General features: G+C 70.4%; 13 protein-coding genes. 9 read left to right on the top strand and 4 right to left on the bottom strand.

Going from position 1 to position 16,484, the window contains the following annotated elements; genetic code table 11:
- Nucleotides 1-83 precede the first annotated feature (83 nt).
- Complete coding sequence (locus tag WFQ05_RS04630) at nt 84-959, top strand: DMT family transporter (RefSeq protein WP_130530380.1); 876 nt, start codon at nt 84-86, stop codon at nt 957-959.
- Nucleotides 960-978: 19 nt separating this feature from the next.
- Here the strand turns inward: WFQ05_RS04630 and WFQ05_RS04625 are convergent, their stop codons facing one another.
- Entirely contained in the window at nt 979-1,767 is a 789-nt protein-coding gene (locus tag WFQ05_RS04625; protein WP_130523843.1) for an SPFH domain-containing protein, read from the bottom strand.
- 168 nt (nt 1,768-1,935) lie between these two features.
- Here WFQ05_RS04625 and WFQ05_RS04620 point away from each other — a divergent pair, with 168 nt between their 5' ends.
- A complete protein-coding gene (locus tag WFQ05_RS04620) occupies nt 1,936-2,838 on the top strand; it encodes a DNA ligase (RefSeq protein WP_337052878.1) in 903 nt (300 codons plus the stop codon).
- 148 nt (nt 2,839-2,986) lie between these two features.
- Nucleotides 2,987-4,207 carry an aldose epimerase family protein gene (locus tag WFQ05_RS04615; protein ID WP_130523842.1) on the top strand — a complete coding sequence of 407 codons (1,221 nt, stop codon included), beginning with the start codon at nt 2,987-2,989 and terminating at the stop codon, nt 4,205-4,207.
- Nucleotides 4,208-4,252: 45 nt separating this feature from the next.
- Here WFQ05_RS04615 and WFQ05_RS04610 read toward each other — a convergent pair whose 3' ends face one another.
- Complete coding sequence (locus WFQ05_RS04610) at nt 4,253-4,708, bottom strand: MarR family transcriptional regulator (protein WP_337052877.1); 456 nt, start codon at nt 4,706-4,708, stop codon at nt 4,253-4,255.
- Nucleotides 4,709-4,758: 50 nt separating this feature from the next.
- Between WFQ05_RS04610 and WFQ05_RS04605 the strand changes: the two genes are divergently transcribed.
- Both WFQ05_RS04605 and WFQ05_RS04600 read left to right on the top strand, forming a co-directional pair.
- Nucleotides 4,759-5,907 carry an NAD(P)/FAD-dependent oxidoreductase gene (locus WFQ05_RS04605; protein ID WP_337052876.1) on the top strand — a complete coding sequence of 383 codons (1,149 nt, stop codon included), beginning with the start codon at nt 4,759-4,761 and terminating at the stop codon, nt 5,905-5,907.
- Nucleotides 5,908-5,988: 81 nt separating this feature from the next.
- Complete coding sequence (locus tag WFQ05_RS04600) at nt 5,989-7,005, top strand: MBL fold metallo-hydrolase (RefSeq protein ID WP_337052875.1); 1,017 nt, start codon at nt 5,989-5,991, stop codon at nt 7,003-7,005.
- Nucleotides 7,006-7,035: 30 nt separating this feature from the next.
- Here WFQ05_RS04600 and WFQ05_RS04595 read toward each other — a convergent pair whose 3' ends face one another.
- Nucleotides 7,036-7,818: an alpha/beta fold hydrolase gene (locus WFQ05_RS04595; protein ID WP_337052874.1), complete on the bottom strand. Its 783-nt coding sequence runs from the start codon at nt 7,816-7,818 to the stop codon at nt 7,036-7,038.
- Between the two features lie 186 nt (nt 7,819-8,004).
- On the opposite strand from WFQ05_RS04595, the gene WFQ05_RS04590 reads away from it, so the two are divergent.
- The 4 genes from WFQ05_RS04590 to glpK all read left to right on the top strand — a co-directional run bounded on the left by WFQ05_RS04590 (nt 8,005) and on the right by glpK (nt 13,110).
- Nucleotides 8,005-8,778, top strand: coding sequence for a DeoR family transcriptional regulator (locus WFQ05_RS04590; RefSeq protein ID WP_130515000.1), 774 nt, complete (start codon nt 8,005-8,007; stop codon nt 8,776-8,778).
- Nucleotides 8,779-9,113: 335 nt separating this feature from the next.
- Nucleotides 9,114-10,619: a glycerol-3-phosphate dehydrogenase gene (gene glpD, locus WFQ05_RS04585; protein WP_337052872.1), complete on the top strand. Its 1,506-nt coding sequence runs from the start codon at nt 9,114-9,116 to the stop codon at nt 10,617-10,619.
- Between the two features lie 110 nt (nt 10,620-10,729).
- Nucleotides 10,730-11,530, top strand: coding sequence for an MIP/aquaporin family protein (locus WFQ05_RS04580; RefSeq protein WP_337052870.1), 801 nt, complete (start codon nt 10,730-10,732; stop codon nt 11,528-11,530).
- An 80-nt stretch (nt 11,531-11,610) separates the two neighbouring features.
- Entirely contained in the window at nt 11,611-13,110 is a 1,500-nt protein-coding gene (glpK, locus tag WFQ05_RS04575; RefSeq protein WP_130523836.1) for a glycerol kinase GlpK, read from the top strand.
- Nucleotides 13,111-13,153: 43 nt separating this feature from the next.
- Here the strand turns inward: glpK and WFQ05_RS04570 are convergent, their stop codons facing one another.
- A complete protein-coding gene (locus WFQ05_RS04570; RefSeq protein ID WP_337052869.1) occupies nt 13,154-16,282 on the bottom strand; it encodes a discoidin domain-containing protein in 3,129 nt (1,042 codons plus the stop codon).
- Nucleotides 16,283-16,484: the final 202 nt, after the last annotated feature.

The raw sequence follows: 16,484 nt of genomic DNA, 5'->3' as shown, positions 1-16,484 counted from the left end.
CGCCGATGTGCGGCGCCTGCCCGCGCTGCCCGTAGACTGTGGTGCCGGCGCGACGCGCCCCCCGAGCTTGCGGAACCGACACGATGTTCAAGGGTGTGCTGCTGGGTTTCGCCTGCTATGCGGCCTATGCGATCAGCGATGCGTTCGTGAAGCTGCTCGACGGCAGCCTGCCGTCCTACGAGGTGGTGTTCTTCGGCGCCCTGCTCATGCTGGTGGCCGTGCCCTTCCTGAAGAAGCCGCAGGACCGCTGGCGCGAGGTGGTGGTGGCGCGCAAGCCGACGATCTGGCTGCTGCGTGCGTTCTGCGGCGCGGCCGGCAACCTGACCTCGGTGATCGCCTTCACCCATCTGCCGATGGCCGAGGCCTTCGCCCTGATCTTCCTGATGCCGATCTTCGTCACCGTGCTGTCGGTGCTGCTGCTGCGCGAGGAGGTGCACTGGCGCCGCTGGACGGCGGTGGCGGTGGGCTTCATCGGCGTGCTGGTGGTGCTGCGGCCCGGCTTCCGCCAGCTCAGCCAGGGCCACGTGGCGGCGATCCTGTGCGGGCTGACCGGCGCGGTGTCGGTGATCAGCCTGCGCATGGCCGGGCCGGAGGAGAAGCGCGTCACCCTGTACGGCGCCGGCGTGATCGGCCCGCTGGTGGCCGGCGGCATCCTGATGCTGCCGCACTTCGTCTGGCCCAGCGCCACGCAATGGGGCCTGATCGCCGGCTACGGGCTGCTGGCCGGGCTGGCGGCGATCCTGATGATGTATTCCACGCGGCTGGCGCCGGTCAGCGCGGTCGCGCCGACTCAGTACAGCCAGATGCTGTGGGCGATCGGCTTCGGCGCCTGGCTGTTCCACAGCCGCGTCGATGCGATCACCTGGGTCGGCATCGCCCTGATCCTGGCCTCGGGCCTGGTCACCTTCATCCGCTGGAACCAGATCGCCAGCTGGCGACGGCGGATGCGGATCGTCTGATCCGGCCCCGGCCTGCGTCCTACTTCGCCACCACGCTGGTGCCGCTGGGCACGACGTAGCAGGCCGCGGCCTTGGTGCAGGCCTCGGCGTTGATCTCGGCGATCTGGCGTGCCAGGTACTGCTCCGGCGAGAGGTTCATCGCGTTGCGGTAGGCGTTGTCCGCATCGGCCATGGCCTTCTGCTCCTTGGCGCGCTGCAGCTCGGCATTGGTGGCCTCGACCAGCGTCTTGACCCGCTGCTGCTGGGCCGCGGTGAGGTTCATCTGCTGCAGCACGTCCGGATTGGGCTTGGCCCGGCCCAGGGTGATGTTCATGATCTCCACGTCCAGGCCCTGGTCCTTGACCACCTTGCGGATGGCATCGGTCACCGCGTCGTCGATGCGCTGGGCGGTGGCGACATCGCTCATCATGCTGGTCATGTCGAAGCGCTTGACCTGGTCGCGCACGATGGCCGCGTACTGGCTGCGGATGTTGTTCTTGAACCAGTCTGGGCCGAACTTGCGCAGCAGCCGCGGCGCATTGGTCACGCGGTACTGGATGGTGGTCTCGAAGTCGAGCAGGATGTTGTCCGACGAGGAGAAGTCGTCGAACGCCACCGCCAGCACCTGCGGGCTGACATCCACCACGATGGCATCGGTGGTCAGCCAGGTATAGGCCAGGCCGGGCTTGATGGTCTCGTCGCGGATGCCGCCTTCGCCGAACAGGCGCGGGCGATCGATCAGCACCGCCTCCTGCCCGGGATCGACCTTGACCACCGTGCAGCCCGCCACGCTGACCACGCCGGCCAGTGTCCAGATGATGCGCTTCATGTTGTCCCCTTGGTGCGTCCCTGTGCCCGACGGCAGCCTTGGCCACCGGGTCGATCCGGATGATAAGACGGAAGGCCGACGCGGATCAGGCCGCGGCGTTGTCCTACGCCCGGATCGGACGCGCGCCGACGGACACCGTGGCCGCGCAGGGCCACGCTGGAGCCCGGAATGGACTTCGTGGAGCAGACGATGCGCGTCGTGGCGGGAATGGTACTGGCGGCCTGTCTGGCCGGGCCGGGCATGGTGGACGCAGCGGCGCCGCAGGCGCCGCCGATGCTGGCCACCGCGTATCGCGGGCAGGGCGAGGTCGCCGCGTATCTGGTCAGCGAGAAGCTCGATGGCGTGCGCGGGCGTTGGGACGGCCGGGCGCTGTGGACGCGCGGCGGCGAGCCGATCGCGGTGCCGGCCTGGTTCACCCGGGGCTGGCCGCCGGTGCCGATGGAAGGCGAGCTGTGGATCGGGCGCGGCCAGTTCGACGCGGCCAGCGCGCTGCTGCGCGCGGGCGATCCGCACGACCCGCGCTGGCGCGCGCTGCGCTTCATGGTGTTCGACCTGCCCGCCGCGGGCGGCGCGTTCGCCGCGCGCGTGGCGCGGATGCAGGCGCTGCTGGGCACCGGGGCGCATCCGCAGCTGCGGATGCTCGAGCAGCGCCGCTTCGACAGCCGAGCCGCGCTGGATGCCGAGCTGGACCGCGTGGTGCAGGCCGGCGGCGAAGGCCTGATGCTGCAGCACCGCGCGGCGCGCTACCTGCCCGGGCGCAGCGATGCGCTGCTCAAGTACAAGCGCCTGGACGATGCCGAGGCGCGCGTGATCGGGCATGTGCCGGGCCAGGGCCGGCACGCCGGCCGGCTGGGTGCCTTGCTGGTGGAGACGCCGGACGGGCGCCGCTTCCGCATCGGCAGCGGCTTGCGCGACGCGCAGCGCGATGCGCCGCCGCCGCTGGGCACGTGGGTGACGTATCAGTACAACGGCCTGACCGGGCGCGGCCTGCCACGCTTCGCCCGCTTCCTGCGGGTGCGGGAGGAAAGCAGGGGCCAGGGGCCAGGGATCAGAGGCAAGGGAAAGTGGTAGCCGGCGATGCGGCACTCAGCGCGCGCGCCAATGCACTGCTTCATCCCCTGTCCTCTGATCCCTGCCCCCTGGCACCACTGCCCGCGTCGCCTGCGCCCGCATGCGGCTTGAGGCACACTGGCGCCCTCACCTGGGAGGGAGACATCGAATGCGTATCGCACTGCTGGCCGCCGTGACGGCGATGGGACTGGGCGCCTGCTCGCAACCGCCGGAAGATCCGGCCACGCGCGCCCAGCCCGATGCTTCCGGCGCCGCCGCGCCTGCGGCCTCGTCCGCGCCGGCCGCGGCCCCCGCGCATGTGGTCGCCAGCGACTTCGGCACGCTGCCCGATGGGCGCAAGGTGCAGAAGTTCGTGCTGGACAACGGCCACGGCATGACCGCTTCGATCATCACCTATGGTGGCATCCTGCAGGCGCTGACCGTGCCCGACCGCAACGGCAAGGCCGACGACGTGGTGCTGGGTTACGACACGCTGGACGGCTACCTCAAGGACGCCGCCACCGTGCAGACCAACTTCGGCGCGCTGATCGGGCGGTACGCCAACCGCTTGGCCAAGGGACGCTTCACCCTGGACGGCAAGACCTATCAGATCCCGACCAACAACAACGGCAACACCTTGCACGGCGGTCCGGAAGGCTTCGCCACCAAGCTGTGGGAGGCCAGCCCCGCCAGCGACGGCACCCCGTCGGTGACCCTGCGCTACCGCTCGCCCGATGGCGAGATGGGCTTCCCCGGCACGCTCGACGTCAGCGTGGTCTACACCCTGCAGGACGATGGCCTGAAGCTGGACTACCGCGCCACCACCGACAAGCCGACCGTGCTCAATCTCACCAGCCACGGCTACTTCAACCTGGCCGGCGCCGGGGCCGCCTCGGTGCTGGATCACCGCGTGCAGATCAACGCCGCGCGCTATACCCAGACCGATGCGCAGCTGATCCCCACCGGCAAGCTGCTGCCCGTGGCCGGCACGCCGCTGGATTTCCGCACGCCGCACGCCCTGGGCGAGCGCATCCACGAAGACAACGCCGACCTGCGCCATGCCGAGCCCAAGCAGGGCGGCTACGACTTCAACTGGGTGCTCGATGCGCCGGGCCTGGAGACGCCGGCGGTCATCGTCGAGGAGCCCACCACCGGGCGCACGCTGACCGTGTTCACCACCGAGCCCGGCATGCAGCTGTACACCTCCAATGCCATCGACCGCATCGAAGGCGGCAAGGGCGGCAAGCCCTATCTGCACTGGGGCGCGCTGGCGCTGGAAGCCCAGCACTTCCCCGACAGCCCCAACCACGCCGACTTCCCGAGCACGCGCCTGGACCCGGGCCAGACCTACACGCAGACCACGATCTATCGCTTCGGCGTAGCCAAGTAGGCCTCCGCCTTGCCGCGCCGGCCCACACGCGGGCCGGCGCGGTGCCTACTCCAACGCGTCCAGGTTGCGGTTGATCCGCAGCATCAGCGTGGCGAACTGGGCCAGGTCCTGCGCGTCGAAGCCGGCCAGAGCCTGTTCGCCAGTGGCGTCCATTACCGCCTTGGCCTTGGGCAGGCGCCTGCGCGCCAGCGGTGTCAGCGAGATCAGCTTGCTGCGGCCATCGGCCGGATCGGGCGTGCGCTGGATCAGCCCGTCGCGCTCCATCCGGCTGAGCAGCTGAGCCATGCTCGGTTGCTCGACCCGCGCGCGCCGCGCTAGTTCGCCCTGCGACAGCGCATCGCCGTGCTTGAGCGCCACCAGCACCGGCAGCTGGCCCATGGCGAAGCCATGCTCGCGCAGCTGTGCGTCGACAAGCCGCGAGAACGTGCGATAGGCGATGCCGAGCAGCTTGAGCGGATCGTGGCGGGCGGCGTGCTCGAGTTCGCTGGTTTGACTTTCCATAGGTGACTATGTTTTAAATATAGGCACCTATCATATCCGGAGCAGCAGGCATGGCCAACCTTCCGCGTATCGCCATCGTCGGGGGCGGCCCGGCCGGCCTGACGCTGGCCCGCCTGCTGCAGCTGCAGGGGCTCGTGCCGGAGGTGTTCGAGCGCGAGGCGCATCCGCTGGAGCGCCCCCAGGGCGGCTCGCTCGATCTGCATCAGGGCTCGGGCCTGCTGGCGATCGAACGCGCCGGGTTGCAGGACGCCTTCGCGCGCATCGCCCGCTACGAAGACCAGGGCGAGCGCCTGCTCAACCACCGCGGCGAGGTGCTGTTCGAGGACCGGGAGGGCTTCGACCGCAGCCGGCCCGAGGTCGACCGCACCGCCCTGCGCGCGATGCTGCTCGATGCGCTCGCCCCCGGCACCGTGCGCTGGGGCGCGCCGCTGCAGGCCCTGCATGCGCAGGACGCAGGCCGCTGGCAGCTGGAACTGGCCAGCGGCCTGGTCGGCCCGTTCGACCTGGTGGTCGGCGCGGACGGTGCCTGGTCCAGGGTGCGCCCGTTGCTGTCGTCCTATCGTCCGCAGTACAGCGGCCTGACCTTCGTCGAGTTCGGCATCGACCAGGTCGATCGCGACCATCCGGCGCTGTCCGCGCTGGTCGGACCGGGCAAGCTCGACATCGAAGGCGAGGGCAGGATGCTCATCGCCCAGCGTAACGGGCATGCGCATGTGCGCGGCTACGCCATCTTCCGCGTGCCGGCGGACTGGGCTCAGCAGCGCTTCGACTTCAGCGATCCGCAGGCCGTGCGGGCCGGGCTGCTCGAGGAGTTCGCCGGGTTCGCGACGGAGATCCTGGACCTGTTCCGCGTGGCCAACGACCACTTCGTCGCGCGGCCGATCCACGCACTGCCCGTGGGGCATCGCTGGAACCACCGTCCCGGCCTGACCCTGATCGGCGATGCGGCGCATCTGATGTCGCCCTTCGCAGGCGAAGGCGTCAACGCGGCCATGCTCGATGCCGCCGAACTGGCCGAGCAGCTGGCGCAGGGTGCGCTGCATGACGCGGTGTGTCGCTACGAGGCGTGCATGTTCGAGCGCGTGGCCGAAGTGGCACAGGAATCGGCCGAGGCCGCGGCCACCCAGCTCTCGCATGTCGGGCTGGAACTGACCGCGGCGATGTACCGTCAGCATCAGCAGGCCCATCGCGCGGGCTGATGGCGGGCGCGCGCCGCGTCGCACGCAGGATCGACAGCGCCTGGGCTTGTCAGGCGAGGTGGTTGTCCCCATGGTGCTGCCATGGCCGACTCCAACGAACCCGGATCCCGCGCTGCGTCGCTGCAGTCCAGCGCAGGGCGCTTCCGCAACGCGATCGCGATCCCGCGCACCGGGCTGCTGGAATCGCTGCGGCTGTTCCGCAGCGTGCTGTTCGACAAGCCGCGCACCAGCGTGCCGGACCGCCCGATTCCAGTACGTCCGCTGACCCGTGCCGAACTGCTGGCCGCGCCGGATTTCAGCCTGTACCGGCTCGGCCATTCGACCGTGCTGCTCAAGCTGCGCGGGCAGTTCTGGATCACCGACCCGGTCTTCGCCCAGCGCGCCTCGCCGCTGCCGTGGATGGGGCCCAAGCGCTTCCATGCGCCGCCGATCGCGCTGAAGGATCTGCCGCCGCTGAAGGGCGTGATCCTCTCGCACAACCACTACGACCATCTGGACAAGGCGGCCGTGCGCGCGCTGGCCGCCTCGGCCGAGCACTTCGTCGCGCCGCTGGGCGTGGGCGACACGCTGGTGCGCTGGGGCGTGCCGGCGGCCAAGGTGCAACAGCTGGACTGGTGGCAGTCCACCGTCATCGGCGGGTTGCGCCTGGTCGCCACGCCCGCCCAGCATTTCTCCGGGCGCGGGCTGCGCGACGGCAATGCCACGCTGTGGTGCTCGTGGGTGCTGATCGACGATGGGCTGCGCGTGTTCTTCAGCGGCGACAGCGGTTACTTCGATGGCTTCAGACAGATCGGTGAGCGCTTCGGGCCGTTCGACCTGACCCTGGTGGAGACCGGCGCCTACGATCGCCAGTGGCCGCACGTGCACATGCGGCCCGAGGAGTCCCTGCAGGCGCATCTGGACCTGCAGGGGCGCTGGATGCTGCCGATCCACAACGGCACCTTCGACCTGGCCCTGCATCCATGGTTCGAGCCGTTCGAGCGCATCAGCGCCTTGGCCGCCGAGCGCGGCGTCGCGCTGTCCACGCCGGTGATCGGCGAGCGCGTCGACCTGCGGCAGCCGACCGCGGGTTCGGCCTGGTGGCGCCTGCCCAAGTAGGCGCATCAAGCCCGCGGGTGCCTGGTGCGCCTACCGCTGGGCGAGAAAGTCGCGCAGCAAGGTGTTGAACGCGTCGGGATGCTCCAGCGGCGGAAAGTGCCCGCACGCAGGCACGACCGCCAGCCGCGCGTGCGCGATCCGGTCAACGATCAGCTGACCGGCCGCCGGCGGCGCACTGGCATCGTCCGCGCCGGCGACGACCAGGGTCGGATGGGGCAGGGAGGCAATCGCCTCCTCCAGCGACAGGCCGGCGACCATGTCCCAGAGCTGGGCGTGAAAGGCCGGGTCGTTGCGCAACAGCAGTTTGCCCAGCCGGTCGCCGATTTCGGGGCGCGCCGCGAGGAACTCCGCCGGGAACCAGCGCGCGAGGTGCAGCGGCGCGATGCCTTCCATGCCGATCGCGCGCACGGTTTCCGCGCGCTGCCGCAGAAGATCCCTGACCGCATCGGAGAAGGTGCAGGAGGTGGCGACAAGCGTGAGCGAGCGCACCTGCGTCGGCCAGGTCACCGCCAGGGTCTGCGCGATCATGCCGCCGACCGAGATGCCGACGACATCGACCGGGCCGGTGCGCAGCGCGCCGAGCAGCGCGACCAGCGCCCCGGCGAAGCCGGCGAAGCTCGGCGCTTCCTGCCCGTGCGGCGAGCGTCCGTGGCCGGGCAGGTCGATCGCGATCACATCGCGGTCGCGTGCGAAGGCGTGGATCTGCTGTTCCCATACCGAAAGATCCAGGCCGAGCGCATGCAGGAACAGCAGCGGCACGCCGCCGCGCGGGCCGGTCCGGATCATGTTGAGGCCTGGTGTGGCGTCGCTCATCGGGGATCCTCTACGCAGGCGCTCAGCCTAGTGGAGTCGCCCGCGTCGGGCAGCGCGATCGCGCGGACGCAGTGTGTTGTTCTTGCGTCGCAGGCGCGTGCGGGATGCAGGCCTTGCGCGCTGCGGTGTTGCATTGCGCGCCGCATCGACGATCATGCGGGCACCTCGCAGGCACAGGCGGTACGCATGGAACATCCGGTCCTCAACCGGCGCCAGGAGCAACTGGTGGCGCTGGTGCGCCAGCTCGGCTATGCCGAGGTGGACGGGCTGGCCACGCAGTTCGACGTGACCCAGCAGACCATCCGCCGCGACCTGATGCTGCTGTGCGAGGCCGGCCTGCTGCGCCGCTACCACGGCGGGGTGAGCCTGCCCTCCAGCGTGGAGAACACCGCCTACGCCACGCGCAAGTCCCTGCAGGCCGAGCAGAAGCGTCGCATCGCCCGGGAGGTGGCCACGCATGTTCCCGACCATTCCTCGCTGTTCATCAACCTGGGCACCACCAACGAGGACGTGGCCGCGGCGCTGATGCACAAGCAGGGGCTGCGGGTGATCACCAACAACCTCAACGTGGCGGTGCTGATGAGCACCAATCCCAGCTTCGAGGTGATCGTGGCCGGCGGCATGGTGCGCGCGCGCGACCAGGGCGTGACCGGCCAGCCGACCATCGATCTGGTGCGCCAGTTCACCGTGGACTTCGGGATCATCGGCATCTCCGGCATCGAGCTGGACGGCACACTGCTGGACTTCGACTTCCAGGAGGTGCGCGTGGCCCAGGCCATCGTCGAGCATTCGCGACAGGTGCTGCTGGCCGCCGACGCCAGCAAGATCGGCCGCAACGCGCTGTGCCGGCTGGGGCCGATCGCGCTGGTGGACGACTGGTTCACCGACCGCGCGCCGCCGGACGTCCTGGCCGAGGTGCTGGCCGCGGGCAAGACCCGGGTCCACGTCGTCGGCGACTGACGGCGGGTTCGGGGTATCTGGCGCTGGCCCCAGGCCGGGTGCAAGCCAGGCCGGCGCCACCATGGGCAGGAGGCGGCTCGCCGGAGATGCATTGTCACCAGAGGCTGCCCCGACCAGGCGGCCTGCTGGCGCGCCGTCGGCAGTGCTGAAACGAACGCCAGATCGGCGGCGCCTTCGACCATCGTCTAACCCCGCGAGCCCCAATGGGACATGCCGCGCTCACGAAATGTTCGTAAATGTTCGTTTAAGATCGTTGTTGTCCGTCTTTGTCCAGACGCGAACGGCGCCATGCGGCCGTCGTCGCGCGGGCGGCGGCCCGGTCGAGGAGCGGTGAGATGGTCGAACGCGTCGATGTGCTGGTGGTGGGCGGCGGGATCAACGGAGTGGGCATCGCCCGCGACGCGATCGGCCGCGGGCTGAGCGTGTGCCTGTGCGAGGCCGACGATCTGGCCGCGCATACCTCCAGCGCCAGCACCAAGCTGATCCACGGCGGCCTGCGCTATCTGGAGCAGTACGAGTTCCGCCTGGTCGGCAAGGCGCTGGCCGAGCGCGAGGTGCTGCTGCGCCTGGCACCGCACATCGCCTGGCCGCTGCGCTTCCTGCTTCCGCACCAGCCGCACCTGCGGCCGGCCTGGATGATCCGCATCGGCATGTTCCTCTACGACCGCCTGGGCGGGAAGCGCACGCTGGAAGGCTCGCGCCGGGTCGACCTGCGCCGCTCGCCGGTGGGCGTGCCGCTGAAGGAGGAATTCACCACTGGCTTCGCCTATTCCGATGGCTGGGTGCAGGACGCCAGGCTGGTGGTGCTCAATGCGATGGACGCGGCCGAGCGCGGCGCCTCCGTCCACACCCGGACCCGCTGCGTCAGCGCACGCCGCGACGGCGCGCATTGGCTGGCCGAACTGGAGACCGCGCAGGGCCAGCGCATCAAGGTCGAGGCCCGGGCGCTGGTCAATGCGGCCGGTCCCTGGGCGGTGCAGTTCCTGGACCAGGTCGCGCATCTGCAGCACGACTATGCGCTGCGTCTGGTCAAGGGCAGCCACATCGTGGTGCCGCGCATGTTCGCGCATGACCATGCCTACATCTTCCAGCAACCCGACCGCCGTATCGTCTTCGCCATTCCCTACGAGCGCGACTTCACCCTGATCGGCACCACCGACATGGAGTACAAGGCCGATCCTGGGCATCCGCGTATCGACGCGGACGAGGTCGACTACCTGTGCGCGGCGGCCAACCGCTACTTCCGCAAGGCCATCGGCCCCGGCGATGTGGTGTGGACCTACAGCGGCGTGCGCCCGCTGCTGGAGGACGAGGAGGACAACGCCTCCGAGGTTACCCGCGACTATCGGCTGGAAGTCGATGCGGACGGGCCGCCGCTGCTGAGCGTGTTCGGCGGCAAGCTCACCACCTATCGCAAGCTGGCCGAGCAGGCCGTGGACAAGCTCGAGTCGCAGCTGGGCCGCAAGCCGCAGCCCTGGACCGCGGACGGGGCGCCGCTGCCGGGCGGGGACATGCTGCCCTTCGATCAGGCCCTGGCGCTGCTGCGCACGGCGCGGCCCTGGCTGCCCAAGGAACTGGCCTGGCGGCTGGTGCGCAACTACGGTTCGCGCACCGAGCGCATCCTGGGCGAGGCGACGACGCTGGCCGACCTGGGCGAGCACTTCGGCGCCGATCTCTATCGGGCCGAGGTCGACTACCTGCGGCACCACGAATGGGTCGTCGATGCCGAAGACTTGCTCTGGCGCCGCAGCAAGCTGGGCCTGCGCCTGACGCCGGCCCAGCAGCGCCGCCTGGCCGAGGTGCTGCGCGCACCCGCCGCGACGATGGCCACGCGCGCCTGATCCATCCGACATCCTTGGCCGCGTCGCGCGGCTGCACGTCATCACTGGGAGGTTGCTGACATGTCCACCAAGTCCCGCACCATCGCCGCTGGCCCGACAGGAGGCCGGCGATGAGTCGGCAGTTTCTCGGCGAGCTGATCTCGGAGGCGGTGGCGATGACGATCATCATCGCCTTTGGCGATTCGGTCGCGGCGATGTACACCCTCTACGATCCCAATCCCTATGCCGGCGGCTACTGGGGCGTCTGCATCGCCTGGGGGCTGGGCGTCACCATCGCCATCTATGCCACCGGTTCGGTCTCGGGCACCCACGCCAATCCGGCGGTGACGCTGGCGCTGGCGCTGTTCCGCGGGTTCTCGTGGAAGAAGGTGCTGCCTTACTGGGGCGCGCAGGTGATCGGCGGCATGGTCGGCGCGGCCATCGTCTATGCGCTGTACGCGCCGGTGATCGATCACTACAACGAGGTCAAGCAGCTCACGCGCGAAGCCGGCGGCGCGGCCGGGGTGTTCTTCACCGCGCCGGGGCTCGCGGTCACACCGCTCCATGCGCTGACCGACCAGGCCATCCTCACCGCGTTCCTGATCTTCGGCATCTTCGCCATCACCGAGCAGTACAACGAGATGGCGCCGGGCGCCAACTCCGGCGCGCTGATCATCGGCCTGCTGGTGGCGACCATCGGCGCGTCGATGGGCTATCTGGAGGCCTGGGCGATCAACCCCGCACGCGATTTCGGCCCGCGCGTGTTTGCGTTCTTCGCCGGCTGGGGGCGCTCGGCCTTCCCCGCGCCGCACAACTACTGGTGGGTGCCCATCGTCGGCCCGTTGATCGGCGGCGTGGTCGGCGCCGCCGCCTATCAGTGGCTGATCTATCCGTTCCTGCCGGCGCGCCAGCGCGCCGCGCAGAAGCCGTAAGGTCTGAAGGACCGGCCACGCGTCACCGTTTTCCGCCGCGCGCGCCGCGCCGGCTCTTACAACCCGCAGGGAGTCACCCGATGGACAAGCAATACGTGCTGGCGATCGACCAGGGCACCACCAGTTCGCGCGCCATGCTGTTCGACCGCAGCGGCGCGGTCAAAGGCATCGCCCAGCGCGAGTTCACCCAGATCTTCCCGCAGCCGGGCTGGGTCGAGCACAACCCGCGCGAGATCCTCTCCACCGTGCTGACCACGATGACCGACGTGCTGACCCAGGCCAACGTCGACGCATCGCAGGTGGCGGCCATCGGCATCACCAATCAGCGCGAAACCACCGTGGTGTGGGACAAGCACACCGGCCAGGCCGTGTACAACGCCATCGTCTGGCAGTCGCGCCAGTCGCAGAGCGTGTGCAAGGAGCTGCGCGAGGCGGGCCACGATGCGCTGTTCCGCGCCAGATCCGGCCTGCTGATCGACCCGTACTTCGCCGGCACCAAGCTCAAGTGGATCCTGGACAACGTCGAGGGCGTGCGCGAGAAGGCGCAGGCCGGCGACCTGCTGTTCGGCACCATCGACAGCTGGTTGATCTGGAACCTCTCCGAGGACCACGCCCACGTCACCGACCAGACCAACGCCGGGCGCACGCTGATGTACGACATCCATGCGCTGCGCTGGGACGAGGAGCTGCTGGACATCCTCGGCGTGCCCCGCTCGATGCTGCCCAGGGTGTGTTCGTCCAGCGAGGTCTATACCCATACCGCCGGCCGGCATTTCTTCGGACACAAGGTGCCGATCGCCGGCATCGCCGGCGACCAGCAGGCGGCGCTGTTCGGCCAGGCCTGCTACACGCCGGGCATGGCCAAGAACACCTACGGCACCGGTTGCTTCGTGCTGATGAACACCGGCGAGAAGGCGGTCCAGTCCAGCAACGGCCTGCTCACCACCATCGCCTGGGGCATCGACGGCAAGGTGGAATACGCGCTGGAGGGCAGCATCTTCGTCGCCGGTTCGGCGGTGCAGTGGCTGCGCGACGGCCTGCGCATGTTCGGCAAGGCCCGCGACACGCAGGCCTACGCCGAGCGCGTGCCGGACACCGACGGGGTCTACATGGTGCCGGCCTTCGTCGGCCTGGCCGCGCCCTACTGGGACAGCGAGGTCCGCGGCGCGTTCTTCGGCCTGACCCGAGGCACCAGCAAGGAGCATTTCATCCGCGCCACGCTGGAGTCGATGGCCTATCAGACCCGCGACGTGCTCGAGGCCATGCAGGCCGATGCCAAGCTGGAACTGAAGGAACTGCGCGCCGACGGCGGCGCGATCACCAACGACTTTCTGGCCCAGTTCCAGGCCGACATCCTCGACACGGCGGTGGTCCGTCCCAAGGTGTCCGAAACCACCGCGCTCGGCGCGGCCTACCTGGCCGGACTGGCGACCGGCTTCTGGTCCAGCCGCGAGGAGATCGCCAACCAGTGGGCGATCGACGCGCGCTTCGAGCCGACCATGGCGGCGGCCGATCGCGAGCGCCGCTACGGCGGCTGGAAGAAGGCCGTGCAGGCGACGATGGCCTTCCGCCCGGACTGAGCCTCGGACAGGAGCGCCGGTGGAGGGGCCGCCGGCGCCGGCCTCACCATTGCGCTACCAGGGTGGAGAACGGTCGCTTCAGCGCGACGCCCTGCGCATCGAAGTCGCGCACGGCCTGGCCATCGACGGTGACGCTGCGCGGCCGCTGGCGGTTGGGCCAGTAGACCTTGAGCGCGCTGTCGGCCCTGAGCCCCTTGCCCAGCGTGATCGTCAGCCGCTGGCCCTCCTGCCGGGCCTGCATGGCCAGCGTGCCGTAGGCGGTGGGCAGGCCGTCGACCTTCAGGCCGGGGCCGGCCACCCAGGACGGCGGCGTGCCGGGCAGCAGCGACAGCGCGCGGTCGCCTTCGAACATCAGCATGCCGAACACGCTGCGCGCGTACTCGGCGCCGATCCAGGTGTGCGGCATGTCGCCCAGATAGATGGCGTGGCGCTTGTCCGAGTACACGACTTCGGCCAGCTCCTGCCAGGCCGTCGGCCGGCGGTCGCGCACCACGTGCTCGAGCATGAACTGCGCATCGGCCGGCCGGTCCAGGTGGACGAAGGTCAGCACGTTGCGCATCTCGTAAGGGGTGTAGGCGTAGAGCGCATCGGGTGCGTCGCGCTGACGCACCTGCTCCAGGTAGGCATCGAAGGTGCGTTCCAGCGCGTCGGCCGGCAGCACATCCTGCGCGCCGGTGGGATCGAGCGCGATCGACACGCTGGTCGGGTCGGAGCCGCCCTGGTCGGCATCGGCGGGAATCGTGTCGATGCCCTTCCAGCGCATGGTGGCGCGGATCGAGGCGGCCAGCGCATCGCGCAGCAGCGTGTACTGCGCGCGCGCCCACTGCGCCGTGGCGGTGTCGCCCCATTGCTCGGCCAGCCAGGCGCCGTCGTGCCAGCCGCGCAGCGCCCAGTAGTCGTCCCAGTAGCTGTGCGTGGGCACCGAATAGCCCTCGTGGCTGATCGACGGCGCGAGGATGCCGGCGAAGCGCTCCGGCGCCGGACGATCGGCCTGATAGCCCGGCACCAGCGTGCGCTCGCGCAGCGCCTGCAGGAACTGCAGCGCGCGCTTCACCTGCGGCTGGTACGCGCGCACGGTCTGCGCGCCGCCGTCCAGGCGCGCGACCTCGGCCACCAGCCACAGGTACTGGCCCTGGGCGTCGTACTCCAGGTCCGAGCCGAAGCCGGTGTTGACGCTGCCGTCGTCGTTGAGGATCGGCGAGACCAGGCCGTTGTCGTGCACCGCGTGGGTGCTGTACCAGTGCAGGTAGTCGCGCGCGGTGTCGGCCATGCCCATGCGCAGCAGCACCGCGGCGGTGGCCGAGCCATCGCGGATAAAGGAGCGGTTGTAGTTGCGCGGGCCCGGCTGCATCGCCGGGCCGCTCTGGTTGAGCAGCATGTATGCGGCCTGCGCGCGCAGCATGTCCACCAGCGACGGATCGGGCAGGGACAGGCCGATCCGGCCCAGCCGCTGCTGCCACTGCGCCGCCTGCGCATCGGCCAGGGCGTCGAAGCGGGCGCCGGCATCGCCGTCGCCCAGCAGGTCTTGCACGTCCAGCGCCGGCGCGGCCGGCCAGTGCGCGGCCTCGACCGCCTTGGCGTCGATCACCTCGTCGCCCAGCGCGAAGGCCAGCACGATGTCGCGCTGCGCGCCCGGCGCCAGGTGCACGCGCCAGCCGAGCAGGCCGGCGGCCAGGCCCTGCGGGTCGCTGGCCTGCTGCGCCTGCGGCGCGGTGCCGGCCGCGGCGAAACGGGTGATCTCGTCTTCGCCATGCGCGCCGAACGCGGCCACGCCGTGCAGGTCGGGCGCGCTCGCGCTCTGGAACAGCAGCCGTCCGTTGACGCGCACGCCGGCGCCGCCCCGGGCGGTCTCGACGGCGATATCGCGGATCGGCGACAGGCCGCCGTTCTGCCAGGGCGGGCTGACCTGCAGCGGCCGGGTCAGCAGCGAGAGCGTGCCGTCCACCGCGGTGGCGCCGGTATTGCGCAGGCGATGGCGCACCAGCACCACCGGCGCGCCGTCGTGTTCCAGGGCGATGGCCTGGCTGGTGAGCTCCAGGCCTGGCTGGGCGGTCCACTGCACCTGCGGCATCGGCATCCAGCCCTCGCGCAGGGCGTGCCGGATCGGCGTGTCCACCGTGGCCGCGGCCGCCTTGCCGCCGGCGTCGCGCCAGACCGGCTGCACCAGCGGCGCGCCCTTGAACGCCTCCAGGTTGCCGTACTCGTCGAACACCGCCTTCTGCCGCCCGGCCGGCACCCCCACCACCGTCCAGTACACCTGCTTCATCTGCAGCGAGGACGGGAACAGCGCCGCCTCCGGCCCGGTGGCGGCCAGCTGGTAGCGCTTCATCGGCGTCATCACCGCCTTGGGGCCGAGCACGCGCACACGGGTCACGCTGGGCGCGGTGCCGGCACGGGCGAGCAGGCGCAGCGCGCTGACCGTGCGCGGCGCATCGCCGGCCAGGTAGGAGGACGCGCCGAAGGCGTGCGGCTCCTGCGCCAGCGGCGTCCAGCGGCCCGAGGCATCGCGGCCCTCAAGCGCCACGCTGGCCGGGGTCGTGCCCCAGTCGACCTGCAGCCCGGCCACGTCCTGCGGCTGCGGGAAGCGCACCTCCAGCCCGTAGCCGCCCTGCTGACGGCCCAGCGCGCGGGCCGGGCCGCGGCTCCACAGGGCCGCCGGGTCGCCCGTGCCGGCCAGGCCGGCGATGCGCGGCGCCTGCGCCACGGTGAGCGGCTGGAATTCGAAGATGCCCACGCCCCAGTCCGCCGTGCGCGCCGGCGCGGCCAGGCGCAGATAGCGCGTGCGCACCGCCGGGAACAGCGCGTACTCGGTGCGGCCCGGGCTGTCGGTGGTGGCGTAGATCGTGCGCCAGGCCTGGCCATCGTCCGAGCCCTGCAGCTGATAGGCGTTGGCGTGGCTGATGTCCCACTGGATGCGCACCCCGCCGAGGTTGGCGGCCGCGCCCAGGTCCACCTGCAGCCAGTGGCCGGGCGAGAACGGCCCGCCCCAGCGCGTGGCCGGGTCGCCATCGAAGGCATGCGCCGAGGCCAGGGCCGGTGCCTCGGTGGCCGAGCTGCTGGCCTTCCACTGGCTGCGCGGCGGCAGTCCGTCGGCGGCCATCGCCGGCAGGGCGATGCACAGCCAGCCCATCAGCACGCCCCGGCGCAGCGCCGTGCCCGTCTGCCCGCGCATCCCCATGATCGCACTCGCTGTAACCGTTCTCATGCGGCGATGCTGGCAGGGCCCGACGGACCTGGCGAGCGGCACCGCAACATCACAGCGCCATGGCCTTGCTGAATGCCGGGCGCATGCCGTGAAGGTGCGTAACGCAATGCCATCAATTCGGTGCGGACGCTTGCGCACAATGCCGCGCTTGATTTGCGCAATGGCGGGG

It is taken from the genome of Pseudoxanthomonas sp. USHLN014, assembly GCF_037153335.1.
In the GTDB taxonomy this organism is placed as follows: domain Bacteria; phylum Pseudomonadota; class Gammaproteobacteria; order Xanthomonadales; family Xanthomonadaceae; genus Pseudoxanthomonas_A; species Pseudoxanthomonas_A winnipegensis.
The sequence above is the reverse complement of the archived record's forward strand: the minus strand, read 5'-3'. Positions and strand labels throughout refer to the sequence as shown.